The 17,465-nt window shown below is 43.1% G+C and carries 15 protein-coding genes; 10 read left to right on the top strand and 5 right to left on the bottom strand.

Going from position 1 to position 17,465, the window contains the following annotated elements; translation table 11 throughout:
• The first annotated feature begins 207 nt into the window (after positions 1 to 207).
• The 7 genes from DYH63_RS18790 to DYH63_RS18760 all read left to right on the top strand — a co-directional run bounded on the left by DYH63_RS18790 (position 208) and on the right by DYH63_RS18760 (position 7,526).
• Complete coding sequence (locus DYH63_RS18790; protein WP_116790260.1) at positions 208 to 1,872, top strand: regulatory iron-sulfur-containing complex subunit RicT; 1,665 nt, start codon at positions 208 to 210, stop codon at positions 1,870 to 1,872.
• The gene (locus tag DYH63_RS18785; protein WP_116790259.1) at positions 1,853 to 2,344 is read left to right on the top strand and encodes a gliding motility lipoprotein GldH; all 492 of its coding nucleotides are present in this window, start codon (positions 1,853 to 1,855) and stop codon (positions 2,342 to 2,344) included. The genes DYH63_RS18790 and DYH63_RS18785 overlap by 20 nt, the downstream gene beginning before the upstream one ends.
• A 9-nt stretch (positions 2,345 to 2,353) precedes the next feature.
• Positions 2,354 to 4,678, top strand: a complete 2,325-nt coding sequence (locus DYH63_RS18780; RefSeq protein WP_116790258.1) for a penicillin-binding protein 1A — start codon at positions 2,354 to 2,356, stop codon at positions 4,676 to 4,678.
• Positions 4,679 to 4,763: 85 nt separating this feature from the next.
• Positions 4,764 to 5,465 carry a CoA transferase subunit A gene (locus tag DYH63_RS18775; RefSeq protein ID WP_116790257.1) on the top strand — a complete coding sequence of 234 codons (702 nt, stop codon included), beginning with the start codon at positions 4,764 to 4,766 and terminating at the stop codon, positions 5,463 to 5,465.
• A gap of 37 nt (positions 5,466 to 5,502) precedes the next feature.
• Positions 5,503 to 5,856 (top strand): four helix bundle protein, encoded by a 354-nt coding sequence (locus DYH63_RS18770; RefSeq protein ID WP_116790256.1) that lies wholly within the window; start codon positions 5,503 to 5,505, stop codon positions 5,854 to 5,856.
• A 31-nt stretch (positions 5,857 to 5,887) separates the two neighbouring features.
• Positions 5,888 to 6,547, top strand: a complete 660-nt coding sequence (locus DYH63_RS18765; RefSeq protein ID WP_116790255.1) for a 3-oxoacid CoA-transferase subunit B — start codon at positions 5,888 to 5,890, stop codon at positions 6,545 to 6,547.
• A 28-nt stretch (positions 6,548 to 6,575) separates the two neighbouring features.
• Positions 6,576 to 7,526: a 2-hydroxyacid dehydrogenase gene (locus DYH63_RS18760; protein ID WP_116790254.1), complete on the top strand. Its 951-nt coding sequence runs from the start codon at positions 6,576 to 6,578 to the stop codon at positions 7,524 to 7,526.
• Between the two features lie 157 nt (positions 7,527 to 7,683).
• Here DYH63_RS18760 and DYH63_RS18755 read toward each other — a convergent pair whose 3' ends face one another.
• Positions 7,684 to 9,468: a tetratricopeptide repeat protein gene (locus DYH63_RS18755; RefSeq protein WP_116790893.1), complete on the bottom strand. Its 1,785-nt coding sequence runs from the start codon at positions 9,466 to 9,468 to the stop codon at positions 7,684 to 7,686.
• A gap of 235 nt (positions 9,469 to 9,703) precedes the next feature.
• Here DYH63_RS18755 and DYH63_RS18750 point away from each other — a divergent pair, with 235 nt between their 5' ends.
• A complete protein-coding gene (locus DYH63_RS18750; RefSeq protein ID WP_116790892.1) occupies positions 9,704 to 10,285 on the top strand; it encodes a Crp/Fnr family transcriptional regulator in 582 nt (193 codons plus the stop codon).
• Between the two features lie 82 nt (positions 10,286 to 10,367).
• A complete protein-coding gene (locus tag DYH63_RS18745; RefSeq protein ID WP_116790253.1) occupies positions 10,368 to 11,054 on the top strand; it encodes a CPBP family intramembrane glutamic endopeptidase in 687 nt (228 codons plus the stop codon).
• A 74-nt stretch (positions 11,055 to 11,128) separates the two neighbouring features.
• On the opposite strand, the gene serS is transcribed toward DYH63_RS18745, so the two are convergent.
• Together serS and DYH63_RS18735 are read right to left on the bottom strand one after the other, a co-directional pair.
• Positions 11,129 to 12,400, bottom strand: coding sequence for a serine--tRNA ligase (gene serS, locus DYH63_RS18740; protein ID WP_116790252.1), 1,272 nt, complete (start codon positions 12,398 to 12,400; stop codon positions 11,129 to 11,131).
• 39 nt (positions 12,401 to 12,439) lie between these two features.
• Positions 12,440 to 13,414 (bottom strand): T9SS type A sorting domain-containing protein, encoded by a 975-nt coding sequence (locus DYH63_RS18735; protein WP_116790251.1) that lies wholly within the window; start codon positions 13,412 to 13,414, stop codon positions 12,440 to 12,442.
• A 469-nt stretch (positions 13,415 to 13,883) separates the two neighbouring features.
• Between DYH63_RS18735 and DYH63_RS18730 the strand changes: the two genes are divergently transcribed.
• Positions 13,884 to 15,692, top strand: coding sequence for a GNAT family N-acyltransferase (locus tag DYH63_RS18730; protein ID WP_116790250.1), 1,809 nt, complete (start codon positions 13,884 to 13,886; stop codon positions 15,690 to 15,692).
• 197 nt (positions 15,693 to 15,889) lie between these two features.
• Here the strand turns inward: DYH63_RS18730 and DYH63_RS18725 are convergent, their stop codons facing one another.
• Positions 15,890 to 16,603, bottom strand: a complete 714-nt coding sequence (locus DYH63_RS18725; RefSeq protein WP_116790249.1) for a 3'-5' exonuclease — start codon at positions 16,601 to 16,603, stop codon at positions 15,890 to 15,892.
• A gap of 28 nt (positions 16,604 to 16,631) precedes the next feature.
• The gene (gene lgt / locus DYH63_RS18720; protein WP_116790248.1) at positions 16,632 to 17,465 is read right to left on the bottom strand and encodes a prolipoprotein diacylglyceryl transferase; all 834 of its coding nucleotides are present in this window, start codon (positions 17,463 to 17,465) and stop codon (positions 16,632 to 16,634) included.

Below are 17,465 nucleotides of genomic sequence, written 5' to 3'. Positions count from 1 at the left end.
CATATTTATTTTTTAGCAAATTTTTAGCAATTACACCGTTTGCCTTTAAGCTGTTTTTTCTTGGATATACAACACCAGGGCCAGTTCCTCTGAAAATTGTTTTAGTACCCGTTCTGCAAAAAAATACTATCTTTACCCACAAAATCGTTTTATAAAATAACCAAGACACGTAGTGGCAACGCCACGACCTATATATAACACTCTGATATGGCATGTACCAATTGTTCTACGGGATCCAAGGATGGAGTCCCGAGAGGATGTAAAAGTAATGGCACCTGCGGCACCGACAGCTGCAACAAGCTTACTGTTTTTGACTGGCTTAGCAACATGAGCCTTCCGGGCGGGCAAGCCCCGTTTAACTGTGTAGAAGTGCGCTTTAAAAACGGGCGTAAAGAATTTTACCGCAATACTGAAAACCTTACCCTAAGCATAGGCGACATTGTAGCTACAGAAGCTTCGCCGGGCCACGACATAGGCATAGTTACCCTTACAGGAGAACTTGTTAAGATACAAATGAAGAAAAAAGGTGCTAACCCTGATGGGGATGTGCTTAAGATATACCGCAAAGCTTCGCAAAAAGATATAGACATCTGGAGTGAAGCGCGCAACCGCGAAGAGCCTATGAAGGTTATAGCGCGTGAAATAGCCATACGCCTTAACCTGGAGATGAAGATATCTGATATCGAATTTCAGGGAGACAGCTCTAAGGCTACGTTTTATTACACGGCTAACGACAGGGTCGATTTTCGCCAGCTGATCAAGGATTTTGCACGCGAATTCAGCATCCGTATCGAGATGAAGCAGGTGGGTTTCCGTCAGGAAGCATCACGATTAGGAGGTATAGGGTCTTGCGGGCGCGAACTGTGCTGCAGTACCTGGCTAACCGATTTCAGGAGTGTTAACACGAGTGCGGCACGCTACCAGCAGTTATCGCTAAACCCGCAAAAACTTGCAGGTCAGTGCGGTAAGCTAAAATGCTGCCTTAACTATGAATTAGATACGTACCTGGATGCGCTTAAGGGCATGCCTGATATGGACACAAAACTGTATACCGAAAAAGGTGATGCTTTTTGCCAGAAGATAGATATTTTTAAAGGCCTTATGTGGTTTGCCTATACTAATGACATGGCACACTGGCACATACTGGAAGCCGACCAGGTTAAAGAAATAGTAGCGCTTAACAAGCAGAAAGAACGCGTAGGATCGTTAGAAGACTATGCAGTAGAAGTTGAAGATGAAGCACCTGAAAAGAACTTTCAGAATGCCGTGGGCCAGGATAGCCTTACCCGTTTTGATGCTCCTAAACGCAGGAAGAAAAAGCCGGGACGTGGCAAAGGGCAGGATAATAAAGACGCAGCAGCTACACCTGTACAGGGCAGCCAGATTATAAGGCCGCAGGGGCAAAATACCCAGCAGCAGCCACAACAGCGTAACAACAGGCCACAGCGCGAACCGCGCGAAGGCCAGGAGCCACGCGAAAACAGGCCGCAAAGAGAACCTCGTGAAAATCGTGAGCCTCGCGAACCAAGAACCGATAACCGTGGCCCACGTGAACCACGTACAGACAACCGAGGCCCGAGAGAGCCCCGACCTGCCGGAGAAGCAAGACCAAAACAAGAAAGAGGCGAGCGTACAGAGAGGCCTGAAAAAGGCGAAAGGCAGCCAAGACAGGAGCGCCAGCCAAGGCCGGAAAGGCAACCAAGACAAGAGAACCCTGATAACGCGCAGCAACCTGCCGGAGAAGGAACTCCTAATGTAAACAACAATGCTGAGGGCAAGCCAAATAATGGCGGTAATCCTCATAAAAGAAATAATCATAACCGTAATAAGAAAAGGCCACCCGGCGATCAAAATGGCAGTGATAAAAAATAGCCTTATAGCGCTTTCGGCATTAGTTTTGCTGGTTTCGTGCGATAAGAAAAGGGTTTTTGACGAGTATAAGGAGTTTGACGGCACCTGGAATAAGGACAGCATAGCGTCTTTTACCTACGAGGCTAAAGATACCATGTCGCACTACAACCTGTTTCTTACCACACGCACTAACAACAGCTACCCATACAGTAACCTGTTTGTTATTGTACAAATGGAGCAGCCCGGCACTAACATTACCAAGGCAGATACTCTGGAGTACCAGATGGCAAACCCTGATGGTACTCTAATGGGCGATGGCTTTAGCGATATTAAAGAAAGTAAGTTGTGGTATAAAGAAGATGTAAGGTTCCCTAAGGCGGGTACTTATAAATTCAGCGTGCAGCAGGCCGTGCGCCAGTCTGGCAAAGTGCCGGGTGTGCAGGAGCTGGATGGCATTACCGAAATAGGCTTACGCATAGAAAATAAAGAATAATACAGCAGTATGGCAGTAAACGATAATAACAGTGGCACGGAAAATTTTCGCCCGTATGTAAAAAAATTCTGGAAGATATTTGGTTATGGCTTTTTGGCCGTTATCCTGTTTTTCGTGTTGGCTTCATGGGGCGTATTTGGTAAAATGCCCACCTTTGAGCAACTTGAAAATCCTGATTATAACGTAGCTACCGAAATTATAAGCAGCGACGGACAAACGCTGGGTAAATTTTACCTTGAAAACCGTACGCCCGTTAAATACTCTGATCTTCCTAAGAGCCTTACCGATGCGCTTGTAGCAACCGAAGATGAACGTTTTTACGAACACTCAGGTATTGATGCAAAGGGCACCCTAAGGGCTATCGCATCTTTGGGAACCAGTGGTGGTGCCAGTACCATTACACAGCAGCTTGCAAAAAACCTTTTCCACAAGCGTTCGCACAATCCGCTGCTTGCCGTGGTACAAAAGGTTAAAGAATGGATAATCGCTACAAAACTGGAACGCCAGTATACTAAAGAAGAAATCATTGCCATGTATCTTAACACGGTAGACTTTACGCATAATGCTGTAGGTATCCGTTCGGCTTCTAAAACTTACTTTGGCAAAGAGCCAAAAGACCTTAAGGTAGAAGAAAGTGCCGTACTGGTAGGTATGCTAAAAAACCCATCGCTTTACAACCCTGCCAGTAAAAGGGAAACCAGGAGAAAACTGGTTTTTGAAAGGCGTAACACCGTACTGGGCCAGATGGTTAAAAACGGTAAGCTTACCGAGGCTGAAAAAGTAAAACTTGAAACACAGGAAATAAAATTAAACTATTCGCCAGAAAGCCACAAAGAAGGTATTGCTACTTACTTTAGGGAATACCTGCGCGGCTTTATGGCCGACTGGACTAAAGACCACAAAAAGGAAGACGGCAGCGAATATGACATTTACCGCGACGGCCTTAAGATATATACTACCATCGACTCTAAGATGCAGCAGTATGCAGAGGAAGCGGTACACGATCACCTTGCTAACCTGCAGGAGGAGTTTATGATTCAGCAGAAAACCAACAAGAATGCACCTTTTGTAAATATTTCTGAAGCAGAAACTACAAAGATCTTAAATCGCGCCATGCGCAACAGCGAACGCTGGAGAATAATGAGCGACCAGGGCAAGAGCGAAGATGACATCATAAAATCATTTAGCGTTAAGACCGATATGAACGTATTTACCTGGAAAGGTGAGCGCGATACCATAATGACTCCGCTGGACTCTATTCGTTATTACAAACACTTTTTACAAACGGGTGTTATGAGCATGGAGCCTCAAACCGGTTTTGTAAAAGCATGGGTGGGCGGTATAGACTATAAATACTTTCAGTACGACCACGTAGCACAAGGCGCACGTCAGGTGGGTTCTACCTTTAAACCTTTTGTTTATGCTACAGCTATTGAGCAGCTTAAGCTTTCGCCTTGCGATACGGTAATCGATGGGCCTTTCAGCATGCCTAAAGGCAAATATGGCATTGATGCCGACTGGAATCCACAAAACTCTAACGGGCAGTTCCGTGGGGCTGTTACGTATAAGCAGGCACTTGCAAACTCTATCAACACGGTTTCGGCTAAGCTTATAGATAAAGTAGGACCTAAGGCGGTAGTAGACATGGCAAAGAGCCTGGGTGTTAGCAGCAAAATTCCGGAGCAACCAGCAATCGCACTGGGTGCAGTAGAAATTACCGTGAGCGAAATGGTAGCGGCATACAGCACCTTTGCAAACCAGGGTATGTATGTAAAGCCTACTGTTATTACTAAAATAGAAGATAAGAACGGGGTACTGCTGTACCAAAGCCAAACCGAAACCCACGAAGTACTGAGCAAGGACATTGCCTACGCGGTATTAAAGCTGCTTGAAGGTGTTACCGAAACAGGAAGTGGCGCGCGCCTTAAATGGGGCGGCGGCGGCGGTACGGGCTATAACCGTATGACGGGCTATCCGTATAAAATTGTTAACCCTATTGCAGGTAAAACGGGTACTACCCAAAACCAGAGTGATGGTTGGTTTGTAGGCATGGTACCTAACCTGGCTACCGGTATATGGGTGGGTAACGAAGACCGTTCTGCACACTTTAAAGGCCTTGTTTATGGGCAGGGTGCTACTATGGCACTACCTATATGGGGTATATATATGAGGAAGATATATGATGATGACAGCATGGTGTTTAAGGTATCTGAAAAACCTTTTGAACGCCCTGCAAACCTTTCTATAAAAGTAGACTGCTGGAAACCGGCAGTAAAAGACACTACCGCATCAGACAGTACAACTGTAGAAACCGATGAGCTTATGGGAGGCTAATCTGCAAAAAATTAAATTCATTAAAAACACCTTCTGTTGAAGGTGTTTTTTTATATATTTATACTCCAATTGTAAAATTAATTGTATGATTAATAAAAAAGTATCCGGTGTTACCGATGCACTAAACGATATAGGCAATGATGTAACCATAATGCTGGGCGGCTTTGGGCTGTGCGGTATACCCGAAAACAGCATTGCCGAACTGGTAAAAAAAGGTGTAACCAATCTTACCTGCATTAGCAACAATGCCGGTGTAGATGATTTTGGCCTTGGCCTGCTTTTGCAAAAGCGCCAGATAAAAAAGATGATATCAAGCTACGTGGGCGAAAACGCCGAATTTGAACGCCAAATGCTAAGCGGCGAGCTTGATGTAGAGCTTACACCCCAGGGCACACTGGCCGAAAAATGCCGTGCGGCACAGGCGGGTATCCCTGCATTTTTTACCCCTGCGGGTTATGGTACCGAGGTTGCAGAGGGCAAAGAAGCACGTGAGTTTAACGGCAAGATGCACATTATGGAGGAAGCCTATAAAGCTGACTTTGCCATTGTAAAGGCATGGAAGGGCGATGAGGCCGGTAACCTTATTTTTAAAGGCACGTCTAAAAACTTTAATGCCGTTATGGCCGGTGCTGCAAAGGTTACCATTGCCGAGGTTGAGGAACTTGTACCTGCCGGAGAGCTTGACCCTAATTTTATTCACGTTCCCGGGATATTTGTACAGCGCATCTTTCAGGGGGAGAAATATGAGAAGAGAATAGAGCAACGGACTGTGAGGACGATATTTTAAAAAATATTTGAAGATTAGCCTATTTGAAAATTTGAAGATGAGGAATGACAAACAGAATTTAATTGTAGATATGACGTTTCAGTTTGCGATGAATATCATTACATATTCTGAGCACATAAAAACATTTAAAAAATATGAAATGGCATCTCAAATATTCAGAAGTGGTACTTCAATCGGAGCTAATACACGCGAAGCACAAAATGCAGAAAGTAAGGCTGATTTTATTCATAAATTTAAAATAGCGGCCAAGGAGGCTGATGAAGTGTATTATTGGCTAACTTTATGTAAGGCCTCTGAGCACTATCCTGATCCTCATGAAAGGCTATTCACAGACCTAAATTCAATTATTTTAATTATCACAAAGATTATTTCTTCAAGCAAGGCTAAGTAATTTTCAAATCATCAAATTTTCAAATCATCAAATGGCTTTAGATAAAATAGGAATAGCTAAACGTATAGCAAAAGAAGTTAAGGACGGTTATTTTGTAAACCTGGGCATAGGCATTCCTACCCTTGTGGCAAACTATGTCCCTACCGATATAAGTGTTGAATTTCAGAGTGAGAACGGCGTACTGGGCATGGGGCCTTTTCCGTTTGAGGGCGAGGAAGATGCCGATGTTATTAACGCAGGCAAGCAAACCATAACTACATTGCCGGGTGCTTCGTTTTTTGACAGTGCCACAAGCTTTGGCATGATTCGCGGGCAGCACGTAGACCTTACCATACTTGGCGCTATGGAAGTAGCCGAGAACGGCGATATTGCCAACTGGAAAATTCCGGGTAAGATGGTAAAAGGCATGGGTGGCGCGATGGACTTAGTTGCCAGTGCAGAGAACATTATCGTAGCCATGATGCACGTAAACAAAGCCGGCGAAAGCAAGCTGCTTAAGCGTTGTTCGCTACCGCTTACAGGTGTGGGCTGCGTGAAGAAAGTAGTGACTGAACTTGCCGTATTAGAGATTGTTCCTGAAGGTTTTAAACTACTGGAACGCGCGCCTGGTATTACCGTTGAAGATATTATAAAAGCTACCGAAGGCAACCTGATCATTGAAGGCGATATCCCTGAAATGATTATTGACTAACACTACTGAATTACACATTACACAGCCCATGAACACCGTTAAGGTTTTACATATAGACAGTAATCACCCACTACTTTGGGACCAGCTTGCTGATGCAGGTTTTATTAATGAAGCCGATTATAAATCTACCAAAACAGAAGTTGAGGATAAAATAGCCGGCTATAACGGCATTGTTATCCGCAGCCGTTTTAAGATTGATCGTACCTTTATTGATAAGGCTACTAACCTTAAATTTATAGCCCGCGTGGGTGCGGGTCTCGAAAGCATAGATATTGAGTATGCCGAAAGCAAGGGCATACACCTTATTGCCGCTCCCGAAGGTAACCGCAACGCCGTGGGCGAACAGGCGCTGGGCATGCTGCTATCGTTATTCAATAACCTCAACAAAGCTGACCGCGAAATACGCGAGGGAAAATGGATTCGCGAAGGTAACCGTGGGCATGAGCTCGACGGAAAAACAGTAGGCATTATTGGTTATGGCAACATGGGTAAATCATTCGCTAAAAAACTACGCGGTTTTGATGTAGATGTTTTGTGTTATGACATTAAGCTTGGCGTGGGCGATGCTAACGCAAAACAAGTTTCGCTTGAGGAATTTAGGCAACTGGCAGATGTGGTGAGCCTGCACACACCTTGGAGTCCGGATACTGACAAAATGATAAACACTGATTTTATCAACGCATTTACCAAACCTTTCTGGTTTATTAATACCGCACGCGGAAATAGCGTGGTAACAGCAGACCTGGCAAAAGCCTTAGAGTCTGGCAAAGTACTTGGCGCCGGGCTGGATGTACTGGAATATGAAAAGTTGTCGTTTGAGCATTTATTTACAGATAATGATATGCCTGAAGCATTTCAGTATTTGCTGAATGCCCATAATGTGCTGCTTACTCCACACATTGCAGGATGGACCTTTGAAAGCCACGAACGCCTGGCGCAGGTTATTGTTGATAAAATCAAGGCAGTATACGGCAAATAAGAAATAAGAGATTTCTCCCCGTCGAAATGGAAAACTGTGTTCCATTTCGAACGCAGCGCAGCGAAGTTGAGAAATCTCAATTCAACCAAACTTAATTATAACCTCTAATTGTCGAGATTTCTCCCTATCGGTCGAAATGGAATCAGCTTGATTAAAATTAACTACTCGTACCATCTCCGCGCAGTATACGGAACTGTTTACGGGCTTCTATAAAGTAAATACTGTCTTCGTGCTCAAAGATCATTTTTTCATACAGCGGCTTTGCCTTTTCGGGCTGCTGTAATTTTTTATTATAGATCTCTGCTGAAAAGAATAGTGCTTCATCTACATAAATACCTTCTTTATATTTGTCGATGATCTCCTGATAATTTTGCAGGGCAAGGTCATACTGACCCAGGCTTTCGTAGAGCTTGCCTACACGTAGCAGGGTTACATCCTGTATGCTCTCTGTTTTATCTGTAGCCAGCAGGTTTTTAAACTCAGCAAGTGCTTCCTGCTTCTTATTCTGATATAACTTAAAATCGGCACGCGCAAACTTTTTAAGCGCGGTTTGTGTGCTGTCTTCTACCGTATTATCGGTTATCAACAGAAACAACTCCAGTGCATCGTTAGCAATCAGCTGGCTCGAACTCGACTTAAGCACCTTAAGCTGTTTTTGTGCCCAGGTAAAATCGCCTTTAAAGTAACTGGCACGCGCCACCCTAAAGCTGGCCTCATTACCCACAGCATCATTTTTAAGGTCTTCTTCTACTTGTGCATAATAAATAATCGCCTGGTTAAACTTTTCATCAAGCAGTAAAATATCGCTCAGTTTCAGCTTTACCGAAGCCTCCTGGTATTTATTCAGTTGTAATTTAAGTTCCTTATCCAGCGTAGCAATAGCAGCTTTGGTGTCTTTTAACTGAAATGCCTCGAAGTCGGCTTTCAGCAATTGTAGCTTAAGCGTGTACGGATTTGTACCAAATTTTTCTACCGCAGCATCTATACGTTGCTTCATCAGCGGCTGGTCTTTATCCTGTATATTTTTTAGATCTATTTGCAGTAAATAATATTCGGCATTCATTAATATATCCTGCTCCTGTGTGTTTTGGCTCACAAAGGCAAAGATCTCCTTAGCTGTGGCATCTTCATTTTCTTCGGCGGCAAGCTGACCGAGGCTTACAATATTCATAAAGAGTTCGGGCTCCCTGCGATAAATGGCTTTTTCCTGTATAAAAGCCTTACCGTATTCTTTTTGCTGCACAAAGTACCAGCTCAGGAATTCATTCCAAAAAATATCCTGATCTTTTTGGGTCTTAAGTAATAGTGACTTGCGCAACAACGCATTAAAGTTATCGCTTGTACCTTCTTCATTCATAAAACGCGACAGCTGATTTTGCACCATGCCTACATTTTGCTGGTTTTTAAAGGCAAAGTTGAGCAGGCTTTCTACCATAAGCTCCATATTGCCAAGTTGCCCCTGCAAAATTGCCATCTGATAATCAAACGTAAGTGCGGGGTTCTTAGCCATAGCCACCTCATAAGCACTAAGCGCCTGTTTTATAAGCACCTTTTTCTCAAAAGCATTGGCAATGAGCATTACCATGCCGGGCTGGTCTTTTACGGCATCTATGGCCTGCTGGTAATATTTATCGGCCTTTGCCTGATTTTTTTGTAACTGGTAGTTATAGCCAAGGTCTACATACAGTTGCGGCTGCTTGGTAAGGTCGAGTTTTTCGAGTAGTAGTTTTTCAGACTTTTCAAACTGCTTAAGCTGCTGATAGCATTCTGCAAGGCGTTGCGCAAAATAAGGGTTACGCGGTTGTAGCTTATCAAGATCCTGATAAATTATGGCTGCTTTTTCGAACTCGCCTTTTTCAAAATAGTTCATGGCAAGCTGCTCGTTTTGGGCGAATGCCGCTACCGAGAATATAAAAGCGATATAGAGGAATATTTTTTTCATTTTACGAAACCCGCATATGGCGGCAGGCATGCGCAGTTCTTCACCGCAGATTTAATTAAAACGCCGGCAATACACCTTCAGTATGCTGCCTTTAGCAAATATATTAAATAAATAGCGATGTAATACCAGACGGCCGGTACATCATTGTACACATATGAGTTGTATTTAATGCGCGCCAGCCTTATTTTTGCAACAACACAACCTTATAGCACACATGCTGCTAATGCCTGACTTTATGGAACAACCGACACCTGAAAAAGTAAAAGAACTGTTTGACCCATTTTACAAAGCCGACATAAGCTTATGGTCAGCGTTTGCCGGTTATCTTGAGGTGCGCACATTTGAAAAAAATGCCGTAATCAAAGAATATCACGCTACCGAAAAGTATATCAATATTTTAATTTCAGGCTCGGTTGGGCACTTTGTTCTCACCGACAGCAAAGAGATTTGCATTAACCTGTATTACGAAAAACAGTTTTTTAGCGATTACCTTTCGTTCTTAACGCAGGCGCAAACGGTTATAAAAACACAGACGCTTGAAAACACCGTTGTATGGTCTATAAGCCATAATGACCTTAACGAACTGTATTCGAAATCTGTTACGGGGCTTACTATTGGCAAAGCCATATCTGATGCTATGTTTATCCGCAAGCAATCTGAGCAAATAAACCTGCTTACCCTATCGCCCACAGAACGCTACCTGAAACTGATAAAAGAACGCCCGGAAGTGTTTCAGAGAACATCGTTAAAAATAGTCTGCTCTTACCTTGGCATTACAGCCGAAAGCCTGAGCCGGATAAGGAAAAAAATTTCGTGAGATTATCATTTCTTACCCATCGTCAATTTTTTAGCCGGATCATCTTTATACTTTTGGATCATAATAAAAACAGCTAAGAAACATGAAAACCAGAATCAACTACTTCGCCATACTTACCTTTTATATCATTGCAATAGCACTACGCTACCTTACCGATAAAACAGATTTACTAAGCGGAATATCTAATAGTTTTTTACAGGCAATTTTACATGGCATAGGCCCCACAGTAGGCGCTGTTGTTGCTTTTACCGTTTTTAAAATAAAACCCGTAATGAGCCTGAAAGGAAATTACAAAAAAACGCTGGCTCCGTTATTGCTATATTGGGTATTACCTGTTGCTTTAATTTGTGGTGCAGAATTTTTTATAAAAGGTACGGTTTCATTTGCCGCCGTTACGGCAATATTAATTTATGGCCTGTTTGAAGAAATAGGATGGCGAGGATTTTTACAGCAGGAGCTAAAATCGTTACCATTGCTACTTAATATTATTATTGTTGCCACGCTATGGTTTTTGTGGCATTTAAACTTCGACCTTACAAGCTCTAACCTATTGTTTTATGGTATTTTAATACTGGGCACCTGGGGTATAGGTAAAGTTGCAGACACTACCCAGTCTTTACTTGCAGTATCGGCTTTTCATTCGCTTAACAATTTCTTTTCAGAAATGAGCTCCGTTAAAATTGCCATACTGGTGGCATTGTTAACTACCTGGATAATTGCTTTGGTTATAAGGAAAAAGCTTGCCGGCAAAAAACAACAACTTGCTTAATACTGCTTTTGCGGTATATTGTACAAAAAAACCTGCCTCTTTCGGGGCAGGTTCTGTATTTAAAGCAAAAATGCTTAGTCAATAATATCAAAGCCTGTGTATGGCCTTAGCACCTCTGGTATTACAATACCCTCTGGTGTCTGGTAATTTTCAAGAATACCTGCAAGCACGCGTGGCAATGCCAGTGAGCTACCGTTAAGGGTATGCGCCAGTTGGTTTTTGCCCTCTTTATCGCGGAAACGCAGCTTAAGCCTGTTGCTCTGGAAGGTTTCGAAGTTAGAAACCGAACTGATTTCTAACCAACGGTCCTGTGCGGTGCTAAACAATTCAAAGTCATAAGTAAGTGCCGATGTAAAGCCCATATCGCCACCACAAAGGCGCAGTATGCGGTAAGGCAGTTTTAGCTCATCCAGTATTTCTTTAACGTGGTCTACCATACCATCAAGCGCAGCATAGCTGTTCTCTGGTTTTTCTACACGCACGATTTCTACCTTATCAAACTGGTGCAGGCGGTTAAGGCCGCGCACGTGTGCCCCGTAAGAACCTGCCTCGCGGCGGAAACATGGCGTGTATGCCGTACACAATACCGGAAGGTCTTTCTCCTCAATAATTACATCGCGAAAAAGGTTAGTTACCGGTACCTCTGCCGTAGGAATAAGGTACAGGTCGTCTACACCTGCGTGGTACATTTGCCCCTCTTTATCCGGCAGCTGTCCTGTGCCGTAGCCCGAAGCTTCGTTAATAAGGTGTGGCACCTGGTACTCTTTGTATCCGGCAGCCGTGTTTTTATCTAAAAAGTATGATATAAGCGCGCGTTGCAGCCTGGCGCCTTTACCCTTGTATACAGGAAAGCCCGCCCCGGTAATTTTTACGCCCAGTTCAAAATCAATGATGTCATATTTTTTGGCAAGCTCCCAGTGTGGCTGTGCGCCATCAAAAAGTACGGGTACTTCTCCGGCGGCAAATACCTCAAGGTTCTCCTCAGGGGTTTTACCTTCTGGTACAATGTCTGCCGGTGTGTTAGGTAGCTTATAAAGCACCTGCAATAGCGCATCGCTGGTTACGGCAAGCACTTCTTCAAGCTCTTTGCTCTGCTCTTTAAACTGGGTTGTTTGCTCTTTAAGAGCAGCAGCCTCGTCTTTTTTGCCGGTTTTCATCAGCTCGCCTATGCTACGCGACAGCTTGTTGGATTCCGCCAGGATGGTATCAAGCGCCACTTGTGTCGACCTTCTTTTGTCGTCTAGCGCTATTACTTCATCTACAAGCGGTGCAGCGTCAAAATTGCGTTTGCCCAGCGCCTGTATTACTTTCTCACGGTTTTCCCTGATAAATGCTGTCTGTAACATAATCAATGTTTAAATTTATAATGAGCGCAAATTTAATGATTAGTTTTTAACAAACTTAAGGTGTTGCCCGTTTACATCAACAAAATATACACCTGTAGCCAGGTTTTCTACATTAATGTTTACTGTTGCGGCAGGGCTAAAGCTTTTTTGCTGCAACTGCTTACCTGTAGCATCATAAATAGCGTATTGCGAAACCGGCGTGTTTTTTGAAACAATATTAAACGCAGACTTTGCAGGGTTAGGATACAGGCTTACAAAATTGTTTTTTACAGAAGGCAGGCCGGCAGCACGTGCAGGCGTAAAGCGGTATACTGAACCATTAGTTGGGTAATCGCTTAGTAAAACAGGCTCTTCAATGGTATCTTCGGTAAGTTCTATATAAGAAGGGGTTGCTACATCGCCATACACAAAGCCTACGACACCATAATCATCGCCAAAACCAGCCAGCAGGCCATCGCCATCAGTAAGGTTGTCAAGGTCTGTAATATTATCTGCGCCATAATGAAATTCCAGTGTTTTACCAGACTCATATAGCCATACCTGATAACTCATGTAAAAATGATCGGCATCATATCCATAAGCGTCTGCATCTTCAATGGTGGCGTTTTTAACTTCCAGTTTCAGGATTCGGCTGCCCGCGGCGCCCTCAATCGTATAACTAATGGGTGAAGCCGATACCTCTGTGTTTACAGCACGATCCTGAATAAAAAGATTTGAAGGGTTTATGTAGAATATGCCTTCGCTGTCATCATTGTAGTCAACGCCGGGTGCCAGCAGTACAAAACCATCATCTGCAAACAGAAATCGGTCTACTGACTGCCCCATTACTGTAAACGCAAATGGCAGGGTAACGCTATCAAAATCATCATAATCCCATACTTGCCCATTGTTTATAGAAACAGAGTTTTCAAGGTCGGCATAGGTTTGATCAAGTTTGGTAAAATTGTAAAAATTTTGTGCCGTAGCAGTAAATGCTGAAAATGCCAGCAGGGCGATAAAAGTAATTTTTTTCATAAATATTTTAAGTAATGTGTACGCAAATATCTTAATCTGTTTGTGATATTTTAAACATTTACATTAAATTTTAAATCTTTATCTAACTTAATTTGTTCAATGCAAAAAATTTAATGCCTTAGCGCCAACCAACTATCAATATGCTCAAACCCTCATGAAAGTTATATCGCTCAAAAACAAAAGTGTAGTTATTATTTACCCTCTATAACTATCATATTTATACAGATTATAGCTGTAGCGCAGAGAATCTCTGTGTCATAGTTTAAGATGCTAAGTGCATATATAAGCGTTTAGGAGGTGAGGATAATTAAGAAATAATTAACAACTGGTACGAATATTGCTACACAAACCCCCGATTATCAACACGGCACTAACCAATAAAGAGCAAACCATAGCCTGTAAAACTTTTACCCCTCTTGTTTGAGTATTATTGCTATCTTTGTTTCCTGCCCGAAACACACTATGTAGAATGAGTTTAGTTACCCCTAAAGAGGTTGCAAAAGCAATAAAAACAGACAAATACGGATTCTTAGGGACTTTTTCAGGATGGCTTTTAATGAAGATCCTGAAGATTTCGACCATGAATAAGATTTATGACCGTAATAAGCACCTGAGCGACCTGGAGTTTCTTAACTCTTTACTGGACGAGTTCCAGATAAAGTTTGAGATACCTGAAGAAGACCTTAAGCGACTGCCCAAAACCGGTCCGTATATAACAGTATCTAACCACCCACTGGGCGGTATAGATGGTATTTTGCTGCTTAAATTAATGGTAGAGCGCGAGCCCGACTTTAAAATTATTGCAAACTTCTTACTGCACCGCATAGAGCCGCTTAAGCCTTATGTAATGCCGGTAAACCCTTTTGAAACCCATAAAGATGCCAAGAGCAGCGTAGCCGGAATTAAGGATGCGCTTCGTCACCTTTCTGACGGCCACCCACTGGGTATTTTCCCGGCCGGGGAGGTAAGCACTTACCGCGACGGCAAACTTATTGTAGACCGCCCGTGGGAAGAAGGTGCCATAAAGCTTATTAAAAAGGCAAAGGTGCCTGTGGTACCCATTTACTTTCATGCCAAAAACAGCCGTGTGTTTTACTGGTTGTCTAAAATAAGCGATACCCTGCGTACCGCTAAATTACCAAGCGAACTCCTTACGCAAAAACACCGCGTTATTAAGGTACGCATAGGCAAGCCTATATCGGTTGCCGAACAGGCCGAGTTTGAAAACATAGCCGACTACAGTGAGTTTTTGCGTCGCAAAACATACATGCTAAGCAATGCCTTTGTTAAAGAGACAAAATTGCTTGATGCGGCAAGCCTGAACCTTAAAATAGCTAAGGAGCCAAAAAAAATAGCACTGCCTGCAAACCAGGACAAGATACTTGCCGAAATAGCGCAACTGCGCAAAGATGATTACCGCCTGCTGCAAAGCAAAAACTACGAAGTATTTTTTGTATCGGCAGATAAGATACCTTATGTATTGCACGAACTGGGCCGCCTGCGCGAAATTACCTTCCGCGAGGTGGGCGAGGGCACTAATGAGTCGCTCGACCTGGATCAGTATGACAAGTACTACCACCATATGTTTTTGTGGGATGACGATGCCAAGCGTGTAGCCGGGGCTTACCGCATGGGGCTTGGTGCAGACATTTATAAAAAGCACGGTATTGACGGTTTTTACCTGCACGACCTTTTCCGTTTTGAGCCGGAACTGTATGATATGATGAGCAAGTCTATCGAAATGGGGCGTGCCTTTATCATTAAAGATTACCAGCAAAAACCCATGCCGCTGTTCCTTTTATGGAAGGGTGTGGTACATACAACCCTGCGTTACCCTGAGCACAAATACCTTATAGGCGGTGTAAGCATAAGTAACCAGTTTAGCGATTTCTCTAAATCGCTGATGATCGAGTTTATGAAATCGCACTATTACGACCCTTATATAGCGCAGTATGTGCACCCTAAAAAGGAGTATAAAGTAAGGCTTAAGGATGGTGATAAAGATTTTGTATTTAACGAAGCGGAAGCCGACCTTAATAAATTTGACAAGATAATTGAGGAAATAGAACCGGGCGATCTGCGCCTGCCGGTACTTATTAAAAAGTACATAAAGCAAAATGCACGTGTTATTGCCTTTAACGTAGACCCACTATTCAACAATGCCATAGATGGTTTGATGTACATTCGTATTGCAGACCTGCCGGAAAGTACCGTAAAACCGGTTATGGAGGAGTTTCAGGCAGAGCTTGAACGCAAGCACGCTGATAAAGAGCTTTAAGACACCTCACAATAAAAATACCTGAACCGTCTCAAATATGTTAATTGAGATTCTTCACTACGCTATCGCTTCGTTCAGAATGACAAAGAGCTCCTCTGTCATCCTGAACGGAGGAACGGAGCGAAGGATCTCGTATTTCACATATTAGAATTTCTACAATCGTAAGCCGTTTATTTTTTAGGCAGGTTTATTGAGTATTAAACGTGTATTACTTCGTCATCCACAAGTATTGATTCTCTACGGAAACGGAGAAATACCTGTGCGGTGGCTACCACATCTTTTTCGCAGTAGGTAACAATGCGGTCAATGTCTTTTTCTACATAAAACACATGGGCTACCTGGCTGCCGTCTATATCGCCTTTAGGCGAAGGGATGCCTAATATTTTTGTAAGCAGCTTAAGTGATGTAAAACTTTTATAATCGCCAAACTTCCACAACTCCATAGTATCAAGGTGCGGCACTTCCCACGGCTTTTTACCAAAGAGGTTCAGCTTATTGGGTATGGGTACGTTATTGATTATCATGCGGCGGGCTATAAACGGAAAGTCAAATTCCTTTGCGTTATGCCCACACATAATATGCTGGGGCTGGCTAAAATGGTTGTTTAGCAAATTGCTAAAATCGCGCAGTATTTTTTCTTCCTCCCCAAAAAAAGAAGTTACCCTAAAGTGGCGGATGTCATTTTTAAACGTAAAAAATCCGGCAGAAAGGCATACAATCTTACCAAACTCTGCCCAGATGCCTGCACGTTCATAAAACTCCTCAGCGGTAATATCATCTTTACGCTGGTATTGGGTTTTTAGCGCATACAGCTGTTGGGTTTCTTCGTCGAGCAGGTTATAGTGTTCCTCTTCGGGAACGGTTTCTATATCGAGAAACAGTATATTTTCAAGTCTTATTTTTTCTAACATCTTACTTTAGATAAAGGAGTCAACAAAATTATATTGATGCCTCCTTGTTTTTCTTTGGCAGGTAGCCATAAGCAATATATCCCAGTCCACCCAATATAAACGGTATACTGAGCCACTGCCCCATATTAAGCACCATGCCATCTTCAAAGGCTTCCTGGTTTTCTTTAAAATACTCTATCACAAAGCGGGCAGCAAACAGCAGTGCTATAAACAACCCAAACAAAAATCCGTCGCGTCGGTTTTTTTGGTGCAGGTACAGGTAATACAATATACCCGATATGGCAAGGTAAGAAAATGCTTCATATAATTGTGTAGGGTGCCTTGGTATGGCATTGGCACGTTTAAAGACCACACCCCATTTTCCGTTAGTAGGCTTACCATAAATTTCTGAATTCATAAAATTACCAAAGCGTATAAACGCCCCCGCAATGGGTATGGGTATGGCAAGCCTATCCATAAGCCAAAGCGTTTTTACTTTGTATTTATAACAGTATCTTATTATGGCTACAAATACGCCAAAAGCCCCGCCGTGGCTGGCAAGCCCGCGATAACCGGTAAACTGCCACGAGCCCCCCATTTTTTGCATGGGCAATACAATCTCTAACGGATGGTGTAAAAAATAACCGGGTTCATAAAACAGGCAATGCCCCAACCGCGCGCCAATAATAGTACCCGCAACAATGTGTAGCAGTATAATATCGAGCTGGTTTGTAGGTACACCCTCCCTCTTATAAATGCGCTGCACAATAAAATAACCAATTATCAGCCCGGTTACAAAGAGCACGCCGTAGTAACCTACCTGAAAACTGTGGCTTATTTTAACCATTGTTGGGTTGGCATCCCAAACAAAAATACCATCCAT

Source organism: Flavobacterium psychrotrophum, from assembly GCF_003403075.1.
Taxonomy (GTDB): domain Bacteria; phylum Bacteroidota; class Bacteroidia; order Flavobacteriales; family Flavobacteriaceae; genus Flavobacterium; species Flavobacterium psychrotrophum.
This window is presented reverse-complemented; position numbering and strand designations above follow the sequence as displayed.